We start from the raw sequence: 16,920 nt of genomic DNA on the forward strand, positions 1-16,920 counted from the left end.
CAGGTATCAACGGACCAGATGCAGGAACTGCATGTGCCGTTCGTACTGGTCGAGGATGTCGTTGATGATCTGCTCCTTGCTGTAGCCAACCAGGTCGTAGTTCTGGCTACCTTCGCTCAGGTGCACTTCGGCCCGGTAGTAACGGCGGTTCTTCAACTCCTGCGTGCCCAGCCCACCCAGCGCGAACGACGGTGTGAAGTAGCCACGCATCTGCACCTGGTAGATGAACGGCTGCTCCTCGCCATGGCCTACCTTCAGGCTGACGTTGTCATGGCTCGGGTCGTCCTGGGTCACCAGCACCAGGCCCTTCTGCTCGAACACCTCACGCACATCGGCAATCGCCGGACGCACCACGTCGTCCATGAAGCGATACACCTCGTCGCGCGACGGGAAGTGCACGGCCTGGCTCAGGCGTTGGCGCCAGCCACCGCGCCCACGGCGTGACTGGGCGAAGGGTGCCAGCGAATACATCTGTGCGATCTGCCGCTGGCCCTCCAGGTAGAAGGCCTTGTGCAGCCCCCACATCATGCACAGCAGGATCAGCGAGAACGGCAGCGAGGTCAGCACCACTGCCGACTTCAGCGAATCGATGCTGCCGGCGAACAGCAGGCCGCTGGTGATCAGCGCCGTCATCGCGCCCCAGAAGATACGCAGCCAGTTCGGCCCGTCTTCGTCAGCACCGCCGCCCTTGGCCGACAGGGTCGACAGCACCACCGTGCCGGAATCAGCCGAGGTGACGAAGAACACGAAACTGATGAACACCGTCACGGCGATGACTACCTTGCTCCACGGGTAGGTTTCCAGGAGCAGGTACAGGCTCATCGACGGGTTGTCCAATGCCGACTGGCCGAGCGCGGTCATGCCATGGTTGATCACTTGGTCCAGCGCGCTGTTGCCGAAGATCGACATCCACGCCAGGGTGAAGCCCAGCGGAATCAGCAACACGCCGAAGACGAATTCACGGATGGTGCGGCCACGCGAGATGCGCGCAATGAACAAGCCCACGAACGGTGCCCAGGCAATCCACCAGGCCCAGTAGAACACCGTCCAGCCACCCAGCCAGTCACGTTGCTCACCGTAGGCATAAACATCGAAGCTCTTGCGCGGCAAGGCGCCGAGGTAATCGCCCAGGTTCTGGATCAGGGTATTGAACAGGTGCTGGGTAGGCCCGGCGAACAGCACGAACAGCAGCAGCGCGCAGGCCAGGAACAGGTTGATGTCGCTCATCACCCGCACGCCCTTTTCCACCCCCGCCACGGCGACCGCGACTGCCGCGCCCATCATCAGCGCGATGAGGATCACCTGCACCCATTGGCTATGGCTGATGCCGAACAGATAGTCGAGGCCGGCGTTCAGGTGCAGCACACCAAACCCCATGTCGGCGCCCAGGCCGAATACCGTGGCGATGATGCCAAACCCATCCACGGCATAGCCGATCGGGCCGTTGATGCGCTTGCCGATCAACGGATACAAGGCCGAACGCAACGCCAGTGGCAGGTTGTGCCGGTAGGCGAAGTAGGCCAGCGCCATGCCGACGAAGGCGAACACGCCCCAGCCATGCAGGCCCCAGTGCAGGAACAGGATTTCCATCGCCTGACGCCCGGCCTCGGCCGTGCCGCCTTCGCCCTGGGGCGGGGTGAGCATGTGGGTCAGCGGTTCGGATACGCAGAAGAAGAACAGCGTGATGCTGATGCCGGCGGCGAACAGCATGCCGGCCCAGGACAGGTAACTGAACTCGGGTTCGTCATGGTCGGCACCGAGCTTGATCTTGCCGTAGCCAGACAAGGCGGTGACCACCACGAACACCAGGTACAGGGTCATGGCCAGCATGTAGTACCAGCCGACCGTGTTGGCCGCCCAGTTCTGCGCCGCCAGCAACCACTCGCCGGCCGCCTGCGGGAAGGCGATGACCACCAGCCCGAAGAGGAGAATGAATGTTGCCGCGAAGTAGAACACCGGCGGGTTCATGCGGATCTTGCCAGAGGCAAGGGATGGGGACGGTGCACTCATGAGACAGGCACCTCGTCGATCGACGTGAGGTTCGGAATGAACGGGTTCAGCAAAGGAATCCTCCTGTTGAACACCGGCAGCGGACCAGCGTTTTTTCATTGAACAAGCGTTCAAGTTAAACATGGATCGGATTTCAATGCGAACCGGGGCGCCGATTGGTGCCCTCCTGTCATGGCCCTTTCGCGGCTGAAGCCGCTCCCACAGGGACCGCACCACACTAAGCGTTACGCGATCTCTGTGGGAGCGGCTTCAGCCGCGAAAGGGCCGGCACAGCCATGAATTTCCCGGATCAGTTCTTGTCCTGGCAATCCAGCTGCAAGTTAGCCTGGGTAATGTTGCTTTCGGCCGGCACGCTGCGCGTCAGCCAGACGTTGCCGCCAATGGTCGAGCCCTTACCGATGGTGATGCGCCCCAGGATCGTCGCCCCGGCATAGATCACCACATCGTCCTCGACGATCGGATGGCGAGCCAGCCCCTTGTGCAGCGTCCCCGATTCATCGCTGGGGAAACGCTTGGCACCCAGGGTTACCGCCTGATAGATGCGCACCCGCTCACCAATGATCGCGGTCTCGCCAATCACCACACCGGTACCGTGGTCGATGAAGAAGCTCTGGCCGATCTGCGCACCGGGGTGAATGTCGATGCCGGTGGCCGAATGCGCCAGTTCCGAACTGATCCGCGCCAGCAGCGGCAAACCGGCCTGGTAAAGGTGGTGGGCCAGACGGTGATGGATGATCGCCAGGATCCCCGGATAGCACAGCAGTACCTCGTCCACACTACGCGCGGCCGGGTCGCCGTGATAAGCCGCCAGCACATCGGTATCGAGCAGCACGCGCAGCCCCGGCAAGGCCGCCGCGAAATCCTGGATCAGGCGCAGGGCCCGGGCATCGACGCCCTCCAGTTCCGTCTTGCTCTGGCGGGCGGCGTAACGCAGTTCCAGCCGCGCCTGGGCCAGCAACGCGGTCAGCGCCGCGTCGAGGGTATGGCCAACATAGAAATCCTCGCTCTCTTCGCGCAGGTCGACCGGGCCCAGGCGCATCGGGAACAGCGCCCCGCACAGCTGTTCCAGAATCTGCCGCATGGCCTCGCGCGACGGCAGCTCGCGCCCGCCCTGCTCGCCGCTGCTGCGGCCGTTGCGGCTGCGCCATTGTTCGCGGGCGCCGCGCAAGCCACTGACGATGCTGTGCAGTTGCCATTGCCCAGATGATGGTTGTTCGCTCACGGTGTTCTCCTGCCCAGGGTGGCCAATCTGTCGTTATGCAATCCACTCTACGGCAATCCGCCTCTTGGAAAAAACAACGCTTTATTCCATCCTGCGCTAAGTCAGGCATAAGCCGCGATGACGTTGCCAGCATCCTGGCCTACCCTCAAAGCAGCCAAAACCCGGAACGGCTCAAAATCGATATAACAAAATAATTTTTTATTATTTCCTGACCTATAAAGCCAACTCTATAGTCGCCACCCACTACTTCCACAACAAGCGCGGGGCCATGCCATGTCTAAATTTGCCAAACCGCTTCTCAATGCCAGCCTGGCCATCCTGCTGGGTGCCGGCCTGCTCAGCCATGCCTTCGCCGGCGAGCAATTGAAGACCATCAAGGACAAGGGCGTGATGAACGTCGGTCTCGAAGGTACCTATCCACCGTTCAGCTTCCAGGATGAAAACGGCAAGCTGACCGGCTTCGAGGTCGAGCTGTCCGAGCTACTGGCCAAGGAGCTGGGGGTCAAGGCCAAGATCCAGCCGACCAAGTGGGACGGCATCCTCGCCGCGCTGGAATCCAAGCGCCTGGACGTGGTGGTCAACCAGGTGACCATTTCCGAGGAGCGCAAGAAGAAATACGACTTCTCCGAGCCCTATACCATCTCCGGCATCCAGGCGCTGATCCTGAAGAAGAAGGCCGAGCAGCTGAACATCAAGAGCGCGCAGGACCTGGCCGGCAAGAAAGTCGGTGTCGGCCTGGGTACCAACTACGAGCAATGGGTGAAGCAGGACGTGCCAAAGGCAGACGTGCGCACCTATGAAGACGACCCGAGCAAGTTCGCCGACCTGCGCAACGGCCGCATCGACGCCATCCTCATCGACCGCCTGGCAGCGCTGGAGTACGCCCAGAAGGCCAAGGACACCGAACTGGCTGGCGACGCCTTCTCGCGCCTGGAAAGCGGCGTAGCGCTGCGCAAGGGCGAGCCTGAGCTGCTGGAAGCGATCAACAAGGCCATCGACAAACTCAAGGCCGACGGCACGCTGGCCAAGCTGTCCGAGAAATACTTCGGTGCCGATGTCACCAAATGATCGCTGAAAGCCTGCAACTCGTCGCCGACTCCACGCCCTTCCTGCTGAAGGGCGCGGGTTACACGGTGCTGCTCAGTGTGGGCGGCATGTTCTTCGGCCTGGTGCTGGGCTTTGCCCTGGCGCTGATGCGGCTGTCGAAGATCTTGCCGCTGAACTGGCTGGCACGCATCTACGTGTCGTTCTTCCGTGGCACGCCGCTGCTGGTGCAGCTGTTCGTGATCTACTTCGGCATGCCACAGATCGGCATCGAGCTCGACCCGATCCCGGCCTCGCTGATCGGCTTGTCACTGAACATGGCGGCTTACATCTGCGAAATCCTGCGGGCGGCGATCTCCTCGATCGACCGTGGCCAGTGGGAAGCTGCGGCCAGCATCGGCATGACCCGCACCCAGGCCATGCGCCGGGCGATCCTGCCTCAGGCACTGCGCACCGCGCTGCCACCACTGGGCAACAGCTTCATCTCGCTGGTCAAGGACACCGCGCTGGCCGCGACCATCCAGGTGCCCGAGCTGTTCCGCCAGGCCCAGCTGATTACCGCGCGCACCTTCGAAGTATTCACCATGTACCTGGCCGTTGCAGTGATCTACTGGGTCCTCTGCAGCATCCTCGCGCACTTCCAGAACCGCATGGAAGCGCGGGTCAACCAGCACGACCAGGAGCAATGAGATGATCGTCGCCAAAGGCCTGACCAAGCAGTTCAAGGGCCAGACCGTGCTCAACGGTATCGACCTGACCGTGCAACCCGGTGAAGTAGTGGCCATCATCGGCCCCAGCGGCTCGGGCAAGACCACCTTCCTGCGTTGCCTCAACCTGCTGGAAACCCCGGATGCCGGGCAGATTCAGATCGGTGACATCAGCATCGATGCCAACCGCCCACTCGGCGGCCAGCAGAGTGCGATCCGCCGCCTGCGCCAGCAAGCTGGCTTCGTCTTCCAGAACTTCAACCTGTTCCCCCACCGTACCGCGCTGGAGAACGTCATCGAAGGCCCGGTGATCGTCAAGAAGACCCCTCGCCAACAGGCCATCGACCTGGGTCGACGGCTGCTGGCCAAGGTCGGCCTGGCGGGCAAGGAAGACGCCTATCCAAGGCGCCTTTCCGGTGGCCAGCAGCAGCGCGTGGCAATTGCTCGCGCGCTGGCCATGGAGCCTGAAGTGATCCTGTTCGACGAGCCCACCTCGGCCCTCGACCCGGAACTGGTCGGCGAGGTGCTGGCGACCATCCGCGGCCTGGCCGAGGAGAAGCGCACAATGATCATCGTCACCCACGAGATGAGCTTTGCCCGGGATGTGGCGAACCGGGTGATCTTCTTCGACAAGGGCGTGATCGTGGAACAAGGTGAGGCCAAGGCGCTGTTTGCCAATCCCAAGGAAGAGCGTACCCGGCAATTCCTGCGCAAGTTCCTCGGGACTACTGCTGCGCACGACTGAAAACCTCGGTTGTATTCTTCGCGGGCACGCCCGCTCCCACATTGATCGGTGTACGCAGCTCCCTGTGGGAGCGGGCGAGCCCGCGAAGAGGCCGGCACATCCACAGCAAATCCACTCTTCTATGTATATTCCAAAGAGTTAGTTCATAAACCACTAATAAGCCATTAGGGTATATGAACCGGACCACCGGACCAGCAAAAGTCTGTCGCCATCAGCTGAAGCGACGCATCCACTTTGTGAGGTTCGGTTCTGATGACCACCCAGCCAAATACCCCATTCCACAGTGATCTCGACAGCTCGCCCCTGCTGCTGCCGGCCAAGGTACTGCGTAACGACGCCGAAGCCCTGCAAGCCGCCCGTGAGCTGGCCGAGAGCGCCCGCGAGCAGGCCGCCCGCCGCGACCAGCAACGCAAGCTGCCCTGGGCAGAAATCGAACAGTTCACCCGTAGCGGCCTGGGCAGCATCAGCGTGCCCAAGGCCTATGGCGGCCCCGACGTCTCGTTCGAGACGGTGGCAGAAGTGTTCCGCCTGATCAGCGCCGCCGACCCGGCCCTCGGGCAGATCCCGCAGAACCAGTTCGGCATGCTGCAACTGCTACGCCTGACCGCTACCGAGGCCCAGCAGGCGCTGATCTTCCGCAGCGTGCTGGACGGCTGGCGCATCGGCAACGCCGGCCCCGAGCGCGGCACCAAGGACACCCTGACGCTCAAGGCGAGGATCACCCGCAGCGGTGACGGCTATCGCATCAGTGGTGAGAAGTTCTACTCCACCGGCGCCCTGTTCGCCCACTGGGTGGCGGTCAAGGCACTGGACGACGAAGGCCGCCAGCGCCTGGCCTTTGTCCGCCGTGGCAGCCCGGGGCTGCGCATCGTCGACGACTGGTCCGGCTTCGGCCAGCGCACCACCGCCAGCGGTACCGTGCTGCTCGATCAGGTCCCGGTCGATGCCGAACTGGTCATCGACAACTGGCGCCAGCGCGATATCCCCAATATCCAGGGCGCGGCCTCGCAGCTGATTCAGGCCGCCATCGATGCCGGCATCGCCGAGGCAGCCATCGACGACGCCATCACCTTCGTCCGCGAAAAATCCCGGCCATGGATCGAGGCCAAGGTCGAGCACGCCAGCGACGACCCCTATGTAATCGCCGACATCGGCCGCCTGAAACTTGAACTGCATGCCGCCGAGGCGCTGCTGCGCAAGGCCGCGCGCGTGCTCGACGAGGTCAATGCCGGGCCGATCGATGCCGCCGCCGCAGCGCGGGCGTCGATTGCCGTGGCCGAGGCCAAGGTGCTGACCACCGAGATCTCGTTGCAGGCCAGCGAGAAGCTGTTCGAACTGGCCGGCAGCCGCGCCACCCTGGCCGAGTTCAACCTCGACCGGCACTGGCGCAATGCACGGGTGCACACCCTGCACGACCCGGTGCGCTGGAAGTACCACGCAGTCGGCGCTTATCACCTCAACGGCACCCTGCCCGCCCGGCATTCCTGGATCTGACTTGAGGGCCTTGGGGGCTGCTTTGCAGCCCTTTCGCGACACAAGGCCGCTCCTACAGGCGATCGCGGTTCCTTGTAGGAGCGGCCTTGTGTCGCGAAAGGGCCGCAGCGCGGCCCTATGGCCCCGGAGAACACCATGACAACATCAGTAATCACCAGCGACAGCCAAGCCCTGGCTACCGCCGAACATATCGCCCAGCAACTCAAACGCGACAGCGCCCTGCGCGACCGCGAACGCCGCCTGCCCCACGCCGAACTGGAGCTGTTCACCCGCTCCGGCCTGTGGGCCATCAGCGTCCCCAAAGCCTTCGGCGGCGCAGGCGTGTCCAATGTCACCCTGGCCCAGGTCATCGCCCGCATCGCCCAGGCTGATGCCTCCCTTGGCCAGATTCCGCAGAACCACTTCTATGCCCTCGAAGTGCTGCGGGTGAATGGCAGCCCCGAGCAGCAGCAGCGCCTGTACACCGAAGTACTGGCCGGCCGCCGTTTCGGTAATGCCCTGGCCGAACTGGGTACGAAAACCGCCCATGACCGCACCACTCGCCTGACCCACGACGGCGCCGGTTACCGCATAAACGGCCGCAAGTTCTACGCCACCGGGGCGCTCTATGCTCAACGGATCCCGACCTCGGTGATCGACGACCAAGGCCGCCAGCAACTGGCCTTCGTCCCCGCCGACAGTCAGGGCCTGCAAGTGATCGACGACTGGAGCGGCTTCGGCCAGCGCACTACCGGCAGCGGCTCGGTGACCTTCGACAACGTCTGGGTCGATGCCAACGACGTGGTGCCGTTCCAGAGTGCCTTCGAACGCCCGACGCCGGTTGGCCCTCTGGCACAGATTCTCCACGCGGCCATCGATACCGGTATCGCCCGCGCCGCCCTGGATGATGCCCTGCACTTCGTGCGCACGCGCAGCCGGCCATGGGTCGACTCCGGTCTGGACAAGGCCAGCGACGACCCACTGACGCTGAAAAGCTTCGGCCAGCTGGTAATCCGCCTGCATGCCGCTGAAGCCTTGCTCGAACGCGCCGGCGAGATCCTCGACCGCGCCCAGGCCGACAGCAATGCCGACACCGTAGCCGCTGCCTCCATCGCCGTTGCCGAAGCACGGGCCATCAGTACGGAAGTGTCCCTTGCCGCCGGCACTACGCTGTTCGAACTGGCCGGCAGCCAGGCCACCCTGGCCGAACACAACCTCGACCGCCACTGGCGCAACGCCCGCGTGCACACCCTGCACGACCCGGTGCGCTGGAAGTACCACGCCATCGGCAACTACTACCTGAACAACGCAAACCCTCCACGCCGGGGGACTATCTGATGCCCAAGCAGATCCTGCTCAATGCCTTCAACATGAACTGCATCGGGCACATCAACCACGGTCTTTGGACCCACCCAAGGGACACCTCGACCCAGTACAAGACCCTGGAATACTGGACCGAGCTGGCGCGCCTGCTGGAGCGTGGGCTGTTCGACGGCCTGTTCATCGCCGACATCGTCGGCACCTACGACATCTACGGCAAATCCGTGGACGTGACCTTGAAAGAGTCGATCCAACTGCCGGTCAACGACCCGCTGCTGCTGGTGTCGGCGATGGCTGCCGTCACGCGCCACCTCGGGTTCGGCCTCACCGCCAACCTTACCTACGAGGCCCCGTACCTGTTCGCCCGACGTCTCTCCACCCTCGACCACCTGAGCAATGGCCGGGTCGGCTGGAACATTGTCACCGGTTACCTCGACAGCGCCGCCCGCGCCATGGGCCTGGAGCAACAGCCCGAGCACGACCGGCGTTACGACCAGGCCGATGAATACCTGCAGGTGCTGTACAAGCTGCTGGAAGGCAGCTGGGCCGATGACGCCGTGGTCAACGACCGTGAGCGCCGGGTGTACGCCGAGCCGGGCAAGGTGCGCAAGGTGCACCACCGGGGCGAGTTCTACAAGGTCGAGGGCTACCACCTGTGCGAACCCTCGCCGCAGCGCACGCCGGTACTGTTCCAGGCGGGCAGCTCGCCGCGCGGCCTGGCCTTTGCCGGCAACCATGCCGAATGCGTGTTCATCAGCGGCCAGGACAAGGCCGCTACCCGCGCCCAGGTCGACAAGGTACGCGCGGCCGCCCAGGCGGCCGGCCGCGATCCACAGGCGGTGAAGGTGTTCATGGGCATCACGGTGATCGTCGCGCCCACCGAGCAGCAGGCCCAGGCCAAATATGCCGAGTACCTGCAGCATGCCAGCGCCGAAGCCGGCGTGGCGCACTTCGCCGCCTCGACCGGCATCGACTTTGCCGCCTACGGGCTGGACGAGCCGATCGGCGCCAGCAAGGGCAACGCCATCCAGTCGGCCACCCGCCAATTGCAGGAAAACGCCTGGACCCGCCGCCGCCTGCTGGAGCAGCACGCCCTCGGCGGGCGCTATGTCACCCTGGTCGGCGCGCCCGATCAGGTAGCCGAACAGCTGATCGCCTGGATCGACGAAACCGGCCTGGACGGCTTCAACCTGACCCGTACCGTCACCCCGGAAAGCTATGAGGACTTCATCGACCTGGTAGTCCCGCAACTGCAGCAACGTGGCCGCTACAAGACCGCCTACGCCGACGGCACCCTGCGCCAGAAGCTGTTCGCCAGCGACCACCCGCACCTGCCCGCCGACCACCCTGGTTCCACTTACCGCAACAGCCCAACCCCTGCCCCGACTGGAGCCCTGCACCATGCTTGAGAAACTGTTCCGGCCCGTCGCGGCCATCGCCATCACCCTCGGCCTGTTCACCAGCGCGTTCGCCGCCGAGCCCCTGAAGATCGGCACCACTGCGGCCTTTGCCATCCCCTTGGAAGCGGCGGTGGAAGAAGCCCACAAGCAAGGCCTGGAAGTGAAGCTGATCGAGTTCAGCGACTGGATTGCACCGAATGTCAGCCTCAACAGCGGCGACATCGACGTGAACTACTTCCAGCACATCCCCTTCCTCGAGAACGCCAAGGCTGCAGCCGGTTTCAACCTGGTGCCCTACGCTCCGGGGATCATCAACAACGTCGGCCTGTACTCGAAGAAGTACAAGAGCTTCGCCGAACTGCCCGAAGGCGCCAGCGTGGCCATCGCCAATGACCCGATCAACAGCGGCCGTGGCCTGCAGCTGCTGGCCAAGGCCGGCCTGATCACCCTCAAGCCGGGTGTCGGCTACAAAGCCACCGAAGACGACATCGTCGCCAACCCGAAGAAGCTCAAGATCCTGCAGGTCGAAGCCGTGCAACTGTTGCGCGCCTATGACGACGCCGACCTTGTGCAGGGCTACCCGGCCTACATCCGCCTGGCCAACAGCTTCGATGCCACCTCGGCGCTGCTGTTCGATGGCCTGGAAAACAAGGAATACGTGATCCAGTTCGTCATCCGCCCGCAAAGCAAGGACGACCCGCGCCTGGCAAGGTTCGTCGACATCTACCAACACTCGCCTGCCGTGCGTGCAGCGTTGAACAAGGCCCATGGCAACCTGTACCAGGCCGGTTGGGAAGGCTGACATGAGCCAGGCCAACGCGCTCAGGGCGCCCACCGCACAACCATCGCCGCCAACGGCCAGGGAGCAGGCCCTGCGCCCGGAGGTCAACGAAGCCCACGTCCGCTTCGTCGGCCTTGGCAAGACCTACCCTGGCCAGCAACAACCGGCACTGCAGGGCATCGACCTGAACATCCGCCGTGGTGAGATCTTCGGCATCATCGGCCGCAGTGGCGCGGGCAAGTCATCGCTGCTGCGCACCATCAACCGCCTCGAACAGCCGAGCCAGGGCCGCGTCCTGATCGATCAGGTAGACATTGCGCTGTTCGACGAAGAGCGCCTGGTAACGCTGCGCCGGCGCATCGGCATGATCTTCCAGCACTTCAACCTGATGTCGGCCAAGACCGTGTGGCAGAACGTCGAGCTGCCACTGAAGGTGGCGGGCGTGGCCAAGGCCGAGCGCCAGCACAAGGTCCGCGAACTGCTGGAGATGGTTGGCTTGCAGGACAAGCATCACGTCTATCCGGCGCAGCTCTCTGGCGGGCAGAAGCAGCGCGTCGGCATCGCCCGGGCGCTGGTGCATGACCCCGAGATCCTGTTGTGCGACGAAGCCACCTCGGCGCTGGACCCGGAGACCACGGCGTCGATCCTCGAACTGCTGCGCGACATCAACCAGCGCCTGGGCCTGACCGTGGTGCTGATCACCCACGAAATGGCAGTGATCCGCGACATCTGCCACCGCGTGGTGGTGCTGGAACGTGGCGCTATGGTCGAACAGGGCGAAGTCTGGCGCGTGTTCGGCAACCCCCACCATGACGTCACCCGGACCCTGCTCGCCCCGCTGCAGACCAAGCTACCCGTGGCTTTGCAGGCAAAGCTGCGCGCCAGCCCTGCGGGCCATGACAGCGCGGTGGTGCTCAAGCTCACCCTGCTGGGCGAGCCGGCATTGTCCGACCTGTTCAGCGAGCTGGGCGGACGCGTGCGCCTGCTCCAGGGCGGTGTGGAGACCATCGGCGAGCATGCGCTCGGGCAGCTGATCCTGTCGATTCAGGGCTCGCCGCATGACACCCATCAATTGCTCGCACGCGCCCGCCGCTGGGCCGAAGACGTGGAGGTACTGGGCCATGTGGTTTGATCGCTTGCTTGAAGGCTTGCTCGACACGTTGCTGATGGTCGGCGTGTCCTCGCTGGTCGCACTGCTGGTGGGGGTGCCGATGGCGGTGCTGCTGGTCACCAGCGACAAGGGCGGTATCTTCGAGGCACCGCTGCTCAATCGAGTGCTGGGCGCCTTCGTCAATCTGTTCCGCTCGATCCCGTTCCTGATCCTGATGGTCGCGCTGATTCCCTTCACCCGGCTGGTGGTAGGTACTACCTATGGCGTGTGGGCTGCCGTGGTGCCACTGACCATCGCCGCGACGCCGTTCTTCGCACGGATTTCCGAGGTCAGCCTGCGCGAAGTCGACCATGGCCTGGTGGAGGCAGCGCAGGCCATGGGCTGCCGGCGCTGGCACATCGTCTGGCACGTCCTGCTGCCCGAGGCGCTGCCGGGGATCGTCGGTGGGTTCACCATTACCCTGGTGACGCTGATCAACTCGTCAGCCATGGCCGGGGCGATTGGTGCGGGTGGGCTGGGGGATATTGCCTATCGGTACGGCTATCAGCGCTTCGACAGCCAGATCATGCTGACCGTGATTGCCATGCTGGTGGCCTTGGTGGCGCTGATCCAGCTGGGTGGGGACCGGTTGGCCAAAGGCTTGAACAAGCGTTGAATTCTTCGCGGGCACGCCCGCTCCCACAGGATTATCACTGCTCTGAGGAGCGGTGCGATACCTGTGGGAGCGGGCGAGCCCGCGAAGAGGCCATCAGCCCCAGCGCAGATCGGCAGCCGGCACCGGCCGCCCGAACCAGTACCCCTGCCCCAGCTGGCACTGCTGCTCCAGCAGGAACCGCGCCTGCTCCGCCTGCTCGATCCCCTCGGCATGCACCTGCATGCCCATGCTCCGCGCCAGTGCGACAATCACCCGGACGATGGCGATGTCGTCGTCATCCAGTGGCAAGCCGGCCACGAAGCCTTGGTCGATCTTCAGCTTCTGCACCGGCAGGCGCTTGAGCCGCAGCAGCGATGAATACCCCGTGCCGAAGTCATCGATGGCCAGGTTCAACCCCAGCTCACGCAGGCGGTGCAACTGCTCCAGCGCCACTTCCGGGTCTTCCATGACCGCACTCTCGGTCACTTCCAGCTCCAGCAGCGCCGGGTCCAGCCCAGTTTCATGCAGTACATCAGCCACCTGCCGGTACAACTCACGCTGGCCGAACAAGCGGCTGGAGATATTGACGGCAACGAACGCCAACGTCCGCCCATCCTCCCGCCACCGCACCATCTGCCGGCAGGCCTCGCGCAACACCCAGGCATCGATCTCGGCAATCAGGCCGGTGCGTTCGGCAATGGGGATGAAATCGCTCGGCGGAACCAACCCACGCTGCGGGTGCCGCCAACGGACCAATGCCTCGACCCCGACCATCTGCGCCGTAAACAGGTCATGCACCGGTTGGTAGAACACCCGCAGCTCATCATTGGCCAGCGCCCGGCGCAACTCGCTCGCGGTTTCCACCCGGTGCTGGGCGTGAGCGGTCAGTTCTTCGGTGTACAGCGCATAGCATGCGCGGCCATTACCCTTGGCCTTGAACAGCGCCGAATCGGCATTGCGCAACAATTGCGCGGCGTTCAGGGCATCGGTGGGGAACAGGCTGATGCCCACGCTGGCACTGATGAACAGCCGGTGATCATCGAATTCGAAGGGCTCACGCATGCGTTCGATGATGCCCTGTGCCAGCTTGCCGGCCTGGCCAACTTGCTGGCAGTTCTCGGCCAGCACAGCGAACTCGTCACCGCCCAGGCGCGCCAGGGTCACGTTGCTGCCAACGGCCTCACGCAGACGCTCGCCTACCAGCTTCAACAACTGGTCGCCAATGGTATGGCCAAGGCCGTCGTTGATGCTCTGAAAGTGATCCAGGTCGAGCAGCAGCAAGGCACAGCCGCGCTTGTTGGCCTGCGCCGAAGCCAGCGCCTGCTCGGCGCGGTCGTTGAACAGCAGGCGGTTGGGCAACCCGGTGAGCGGGTCATGGTGGGCCAGATAGGCCAGTTCCTGTTCGGAATGCTTGATCGCGCTGATGTCGCTGAACACCGCCACGTAATGGCTCAGGTCGCCACTGTCGTCACGGATGGCGCAAATCGTCTGCCACTGCGGATAGATCTCACCGCTTTTCCGGCGGTTCCAGATCTCGCCACTCCACTCACCCTTTTCGGCCAGCGCGGCATAGATCTGCTGATAGAACGGCACGCCGTGGCGGCCCGACTTGAACTTGCTGGGGCGATGGCCCAGCACTTCTTCCTGTTGGTAGCCGGTGATGCGCATGAAGGCGCGGTTGACATGCACGATCAGGCCTTGGCGGTCAGTGACCAGCACGCCCTCCAAGGTGCTGTCGAACACCGCCGCAGCCATGCGCAGGCGCTCGCGGTCCTCGCTGCGCAGGCGCGCGCCGATACCGATGAAATTGAGCAGACGGGCACGGGACACGAAGATCAGCAAGGCACTGACCAGCACCCACACCACTACGTTGATCTGCCGGCCCACGGTCAACGCCAGCGGGTCGTCAGACATACTGCGCAGGACCACCTCGGCCAGCACCAGCCAGAGGAACGAGAGCACCACATACAGCGCGGCCATGCGCAAGGCGTCGCGAACGGAAACAGACATGTCGGGGGGGAAAGCCCATGGAAAATGATGGGGCATTATAAAGGCTGAAACATGCCGTGACTTCCTATCTGAAAGGGTGACTGGTTTTATTTCCCTGCCAAGGGATAATCACCCCCTTCTCCCTGCATTCCCGAGAGCTTCTACACCTATGTGGTACAACGGTCTGCTCGACTTGTCGGCCTGGCAACTGGTTGGCGTCACCTTGCTGATGACCCATGTGACCATCGTCAGCGTCACCATCTACCTGCACCGCTACTCCGCCCACCGCGCCCTGGAGCTCAATGGCGCGCTCAAGCACTTCTTCCGTTTCTGGCTGTGGCTGACCACGGCGCAGAACACCCGCGAATGGACGGCCGTGCACCGCAAGCACCACGCCAAGTGCGAAACCCCGGACGACCCGCACAGCCCGGTGTACAAGGGCCTGGGCACAGTTTTGCGCAAAGGCGCCGAACTGTACCGCGAAGAGGCACGCAACCCCGAAACCCTGCGCATCTATGGCAAGAACTGCCCGGAAGACTGGATCGAGCGTAACCTCTACTCTCGCTACAAGCTCGGCGGCATCGTGCTGATGGCGGCCATCGACCTGCTGTTGTTCGGCACCATCGGCATCACCATCTGGGCAGTACAGATGATGTGGATTCCGTTCTGGGCCGCCGGCGTGGTCAACGGCCTGGGCCACGCGGTCGGCTACCGCAATTTCGAATGCCGCGACGCCGCCACCAACCTGGTGCCGTGGGGCATCGTCATCGGTGGCGAAGAGCTGCACAACAACCACCACACCTACCCCAACTCGGCCAAGCTCTCGGTCAAGCGCTGGGAGTTCGACATGGGCTGGGCGTGGATCCGCCTGTTCTGCCTGCTGCGCCTGGCCAAGGTGCAGCGTGTCGCACCCATCGCCCACCGCGTCGAGGGCAAGGCCAGCCTGGACATGGACACAGCCATGGCCATCCTCAACAACCGTTTCCAGATCATGGCCCAGTACCGCAAACTGGTGATCGGCCCGCTGGTCAAGCAGGAGCTGGCCAAGGTCGATGCCTCGGTGCGCCACCGCTTCCGCCGTGCCAAGCGCCTGCTCTCGCGTGAAACCAGCCTGCTGGAAGACCGCCACCAGGTGCGCATCGAGCGCATGCTTGCCCACAGCCAGGCATTGAAAACCATCTACGAAAAACGTCTGGCCCTGCAACAGATCTGGGCCCGCACCAGTGCCAACGGCCACGATATGCTCGCGGCCATGAAGGACTGGGTACACGAGGCCGAGGCCAGCGGCATCCATGCCCTGCACGACTTCGCGGCACAGCTGAAAACCTATTCCCTGCGGCCCACCGGCGCCTGATAGCCGCTGATCGGCACGCCCTGCAACGGGGCGTGCCTGCTGGAACTTCCCCGCTGAAAATCCACTCAAATCCGGCACATCGCCCGCGTGGCGGGCCGGTTAGTGGCCGCGCGCCTCATCAATGAGAACTGCTCCGTGCTCATGGCCAAGAACCCTCCTTCGTCATTTTCAGGTACACCGCCTCCCGAAGCTGCACAAACCTTGCTGGCCCTGTTCCATGCCCAGGGCGAAGTCGCCCGCCTGAGTGAGCGCGAACAGCTCTACAGCTCGCTGCTCGACAGCGTCAACGCCGTACTCTGGGCCTTCGACTGGGAAACCCGCCAGGTGCTCTACGTCAGCCCGGCCTACGAGCGCATCTTCGGGCGCCCGGCCAGCCTGGTGCTGGCCGACTACAACGAATGGCGCGACAGCATCTACCCCGACGACCTGGAGTTCGCCGAACGCAGCCTGGCCCAGGTGCTGCTCAAGGGAGCCGTGGAGGACCGCGAGTACCGCATCCTCAACGCCAGCGGCCAGGTGCGCTGGCTCAGCGACAAGTGCTACATCAATCAGCAGAGCGAAGGCGAGCGGGTGATCATCGTCGGCATCGCCGAAGACATCACCGAAAAGAAGCAGCTCGAAGGCGAACTGCAGCGCCTGGCCACCACCGACGTCCTGACCCAGAGCAGCAACCGCCGGCACTTCTTCGAGTGTGCTCGGCAGGCCTTCGACAGTGCCCGAGAGGACGGCACGCCTCTGGCCTTCCTGCTGCTGGACATCGACGACTTCAAGCGTATCAACGACAGCTACGGGCACCAGGAAGGTGACCAGGTGCTGCAGCGCATCGCCGACAGCGGCAAGGCCGTGCTGCGTCGCGGTGACCTGTTCGGGCGCATCGGCGGTGAGGAGTTCGCGGCGGTGTTCCCGGGCTGCAATGCCCAAGTCGCCGAGCAGATTGCCGAGCGGTTGCAGCGGGAAATTCAGCGCCAGGGCTTCAGCCATGGCGATGAGGTGTACAACGTTACGGTGAGCCAGGGGCTGACCGGGCTGACGGATGAAGACGAGTCGCTGGACAGCTTGTTCGCCCGCGCCGACGCAGCGATGTACCGGGCCAAGCGGCAGGGTAAGAATCAGATAGTTCGCGGCTGACT

14 protein-coding genes are annotated in these 16,920 nt (G+C 63.7%); 11 read left to right on the top strand and 3 right to left on the bottom strand.

What is annotated here, in order from left to right; all coding sequences use genetic code 11:
* Positions 1-6: 6 nt before the first annotated feature.
* Together betT and epsC are read right to left on the bottom strand one after the other, a co-directional pair.
* Complete coding sequence (gene betT, locus APH33_RS15175; protein WP_177332401.1) at positions 7-1,968, bottom strand: choline transporter BetT; 1,962 nt, start codon at positions 1,966-1,968, stop codon at positions 7-9.
* A gap of 331 nt (positions 1,969-2,299) precedes the next feature.
* Positions 2,300-3,232 (bottom strand): serine O-acetyltransferase EpsC, encoded by a 933-nt coding sequence (gene epsC / locus APH33_RS15180; protein WP_054885929.1) that lies wholly within the window; start codon positions 3,230-3,232, stop codon positions 2,300-2,302.
* 273 nt (positions 3,233-3,505) lie between these two features.
* Here epsC and tcyJ point away from each other — a divergent pair, with 273 nt between their 5' ends.
* From tcyJ to APH33_RS15225, 9 genes are all read left to right on the top strand, one after another.
* Positions 3,506-4,300 carry a cystine ABC transporter substrate-binding protein gene (gene tcyJ / locus APH33_RS15185; protein ID WP_054885930.1) on the top strand — a complete coding sequence of 265 codons (795 nt, stop codon included), beginning with the start codon at positions 3,506-3,508 and terminating at the stop codon, positions 4,298-4,300.
* Entirely contained in the window at positions 4,297-4,965 is a 669-nt protein-coding gene (tcyL, locus tag APH33_RS15190) for a cystine ABC transporter permease (protein WP_054885931.1), read from the top strand. The genes tcyJ and tcyL overlap by 4 nt, the downstream gene beginning before the upstream one ends.
* 1 nt (position 4,966) lies before the next feature.
* Complete coding sequence (gene tcyN, locus APH33_RS15195; protein WP_054885932.1) at positions 4,967-5,728, top strand: L-cystine ABC transporter ATP-binding protein TcyN; 762 nt, start codon at positions 4,967-4,969, stop codon at positions 5,726-5,728.
* A gap of 252 nt (positions 5,729-5,980) precedes the next feature.
* Positions 5,981-7,222, top strand: a complete 1,242-nt coding sequence (locus APH33_RS15200) for an SfnB family sulfur acquisition oxidoreductase (RefSeq protein WP_054885933.1) — start codon at positions 5,981-5,983, stop codon at positions 7,220-7,222.
* 135 nt (positions 7,223-7,357) lie between these two features.
* Positions 7,358-8,539 (top strand): SfnB family sulfur acquisition oxidoreductase, encoded by a 1,182-nt coding sequence (locus APH33_RS15205; RefSeq protein WP_054885934.1) that lies wholly within the window; start codon positions 7,358-7,360, stop codon positions 8,537-8,539.
* Positions 8,539-9,930, top strand: coding sequence for an LLM class flavin-dependent oxidoreductase (locus APH33_RS15210; protein ID WP_054885935.1), 1,392 nt, complete (start codon positions 8,539-8,541; stop codon positions 9,928-9,930). Before APH33_RS15205 ends, APH33_RS15210 begins: the two co-directional genes overlap by 1 nt.
* Positions 9,923-10,723: a MetQ/NlpA family ABC transporter substrate-binding protein gene (locus APH33_RS15215; RefSeq protein WP_054885936.1), complete on the top strand. Its 801-nt coding sequence runs from the start codon at positions 9,923-9,925 to the stop codon at positions 10,721-10,723. The genes APH33_RS15210 and APH33_RS15215 overlap by 8 nt, the downstream gene beginning before the upstream one ends.
* 1 nt (position 10,724) lies before the next feature.
* Positions 10,725-11,834 (top strand): methionine ABC transporter ATP-binding protein, encoded by a 1,110-nt coding sequence (locus APH33_RS15220; RefSeq protein WP_054885937.1) that lies wholly within the window; start codon positions 10,725-10,727, stop codon positions 11,832-11,834.
* Positions 11,824-12,468, top strand: a complete 645-nt coding sequence (locus APH33_RS15225) for a methionine ABC transporter permease (RefSeq protein WP_054885938.1) — start codon at positions 11,824-11,826, stop codon at positions 12,466-12,468. Before APH33_RS15220 ends, APH33_RS15225 begins: the two co-directional genes overlap by 11 nt.
* 93 nt (positions 12,469-12,561) lie before the next feature.
* On the opposite strand, the gene dibA is transcribed toward APH33_RS15225, so the two are convergent.
* Positions 12,562-14,457: a phosphodiesterase DibA gene (dibA, locus tag APH33_RS15230; RefSeq protein WP_054885939.1), complete on the bottom strand. Its 1,896-nt coding sequence runs from the start codon at positions 14,455-14,457 to the stop codon at positions 12,562-12,564.
* 148 nt (positions 14,458-14,605) lie between these two features.
* Here dibA and desA point away from each other — a divergent pair, with 148 nt between their 5' ends.
* Both desA and APH33_RS15240 read left to right on the top strand, forming a co-directional pair.
* Positions 14,606-15,790, top strand: a complete 1,185-nt coding sequence (gene desA, locus APH33_RS15235) for a delta-9 fatty acid desaturase DesA (protein WP_054885940.1) — start codon at positions 14,606-14,608, stop codon at positions 15,788-15,790.
* Between the two features lie 141 nt (positions 15,791-15,931).
* On the top strand, positions 15,932-16,918 hold the full coding sequence (locus APH33_RS15240) for a sensor domain-containing diguanylate cyclase (RefSeq protein WP_054885941.1): 987 nt from the start codon (positions 15,932-15,934) through the stop codon (positions 16,916-16,918).
* Positions 16,919-16,920 lie beyond the last annotated feature (2 nt).

This window comes from Pseudomonas sp. NBRC 111130, assembly GCF_001320485.1.
In the GTDB taxonomy this organism is placed as follows: Bacteria; Pseudomonadota; Gammaproteobacteria; order Pseudomonadales; family Pseudomonadaceae; genus Aquipseudomonas; species Aquipseudomonas vlassakiae.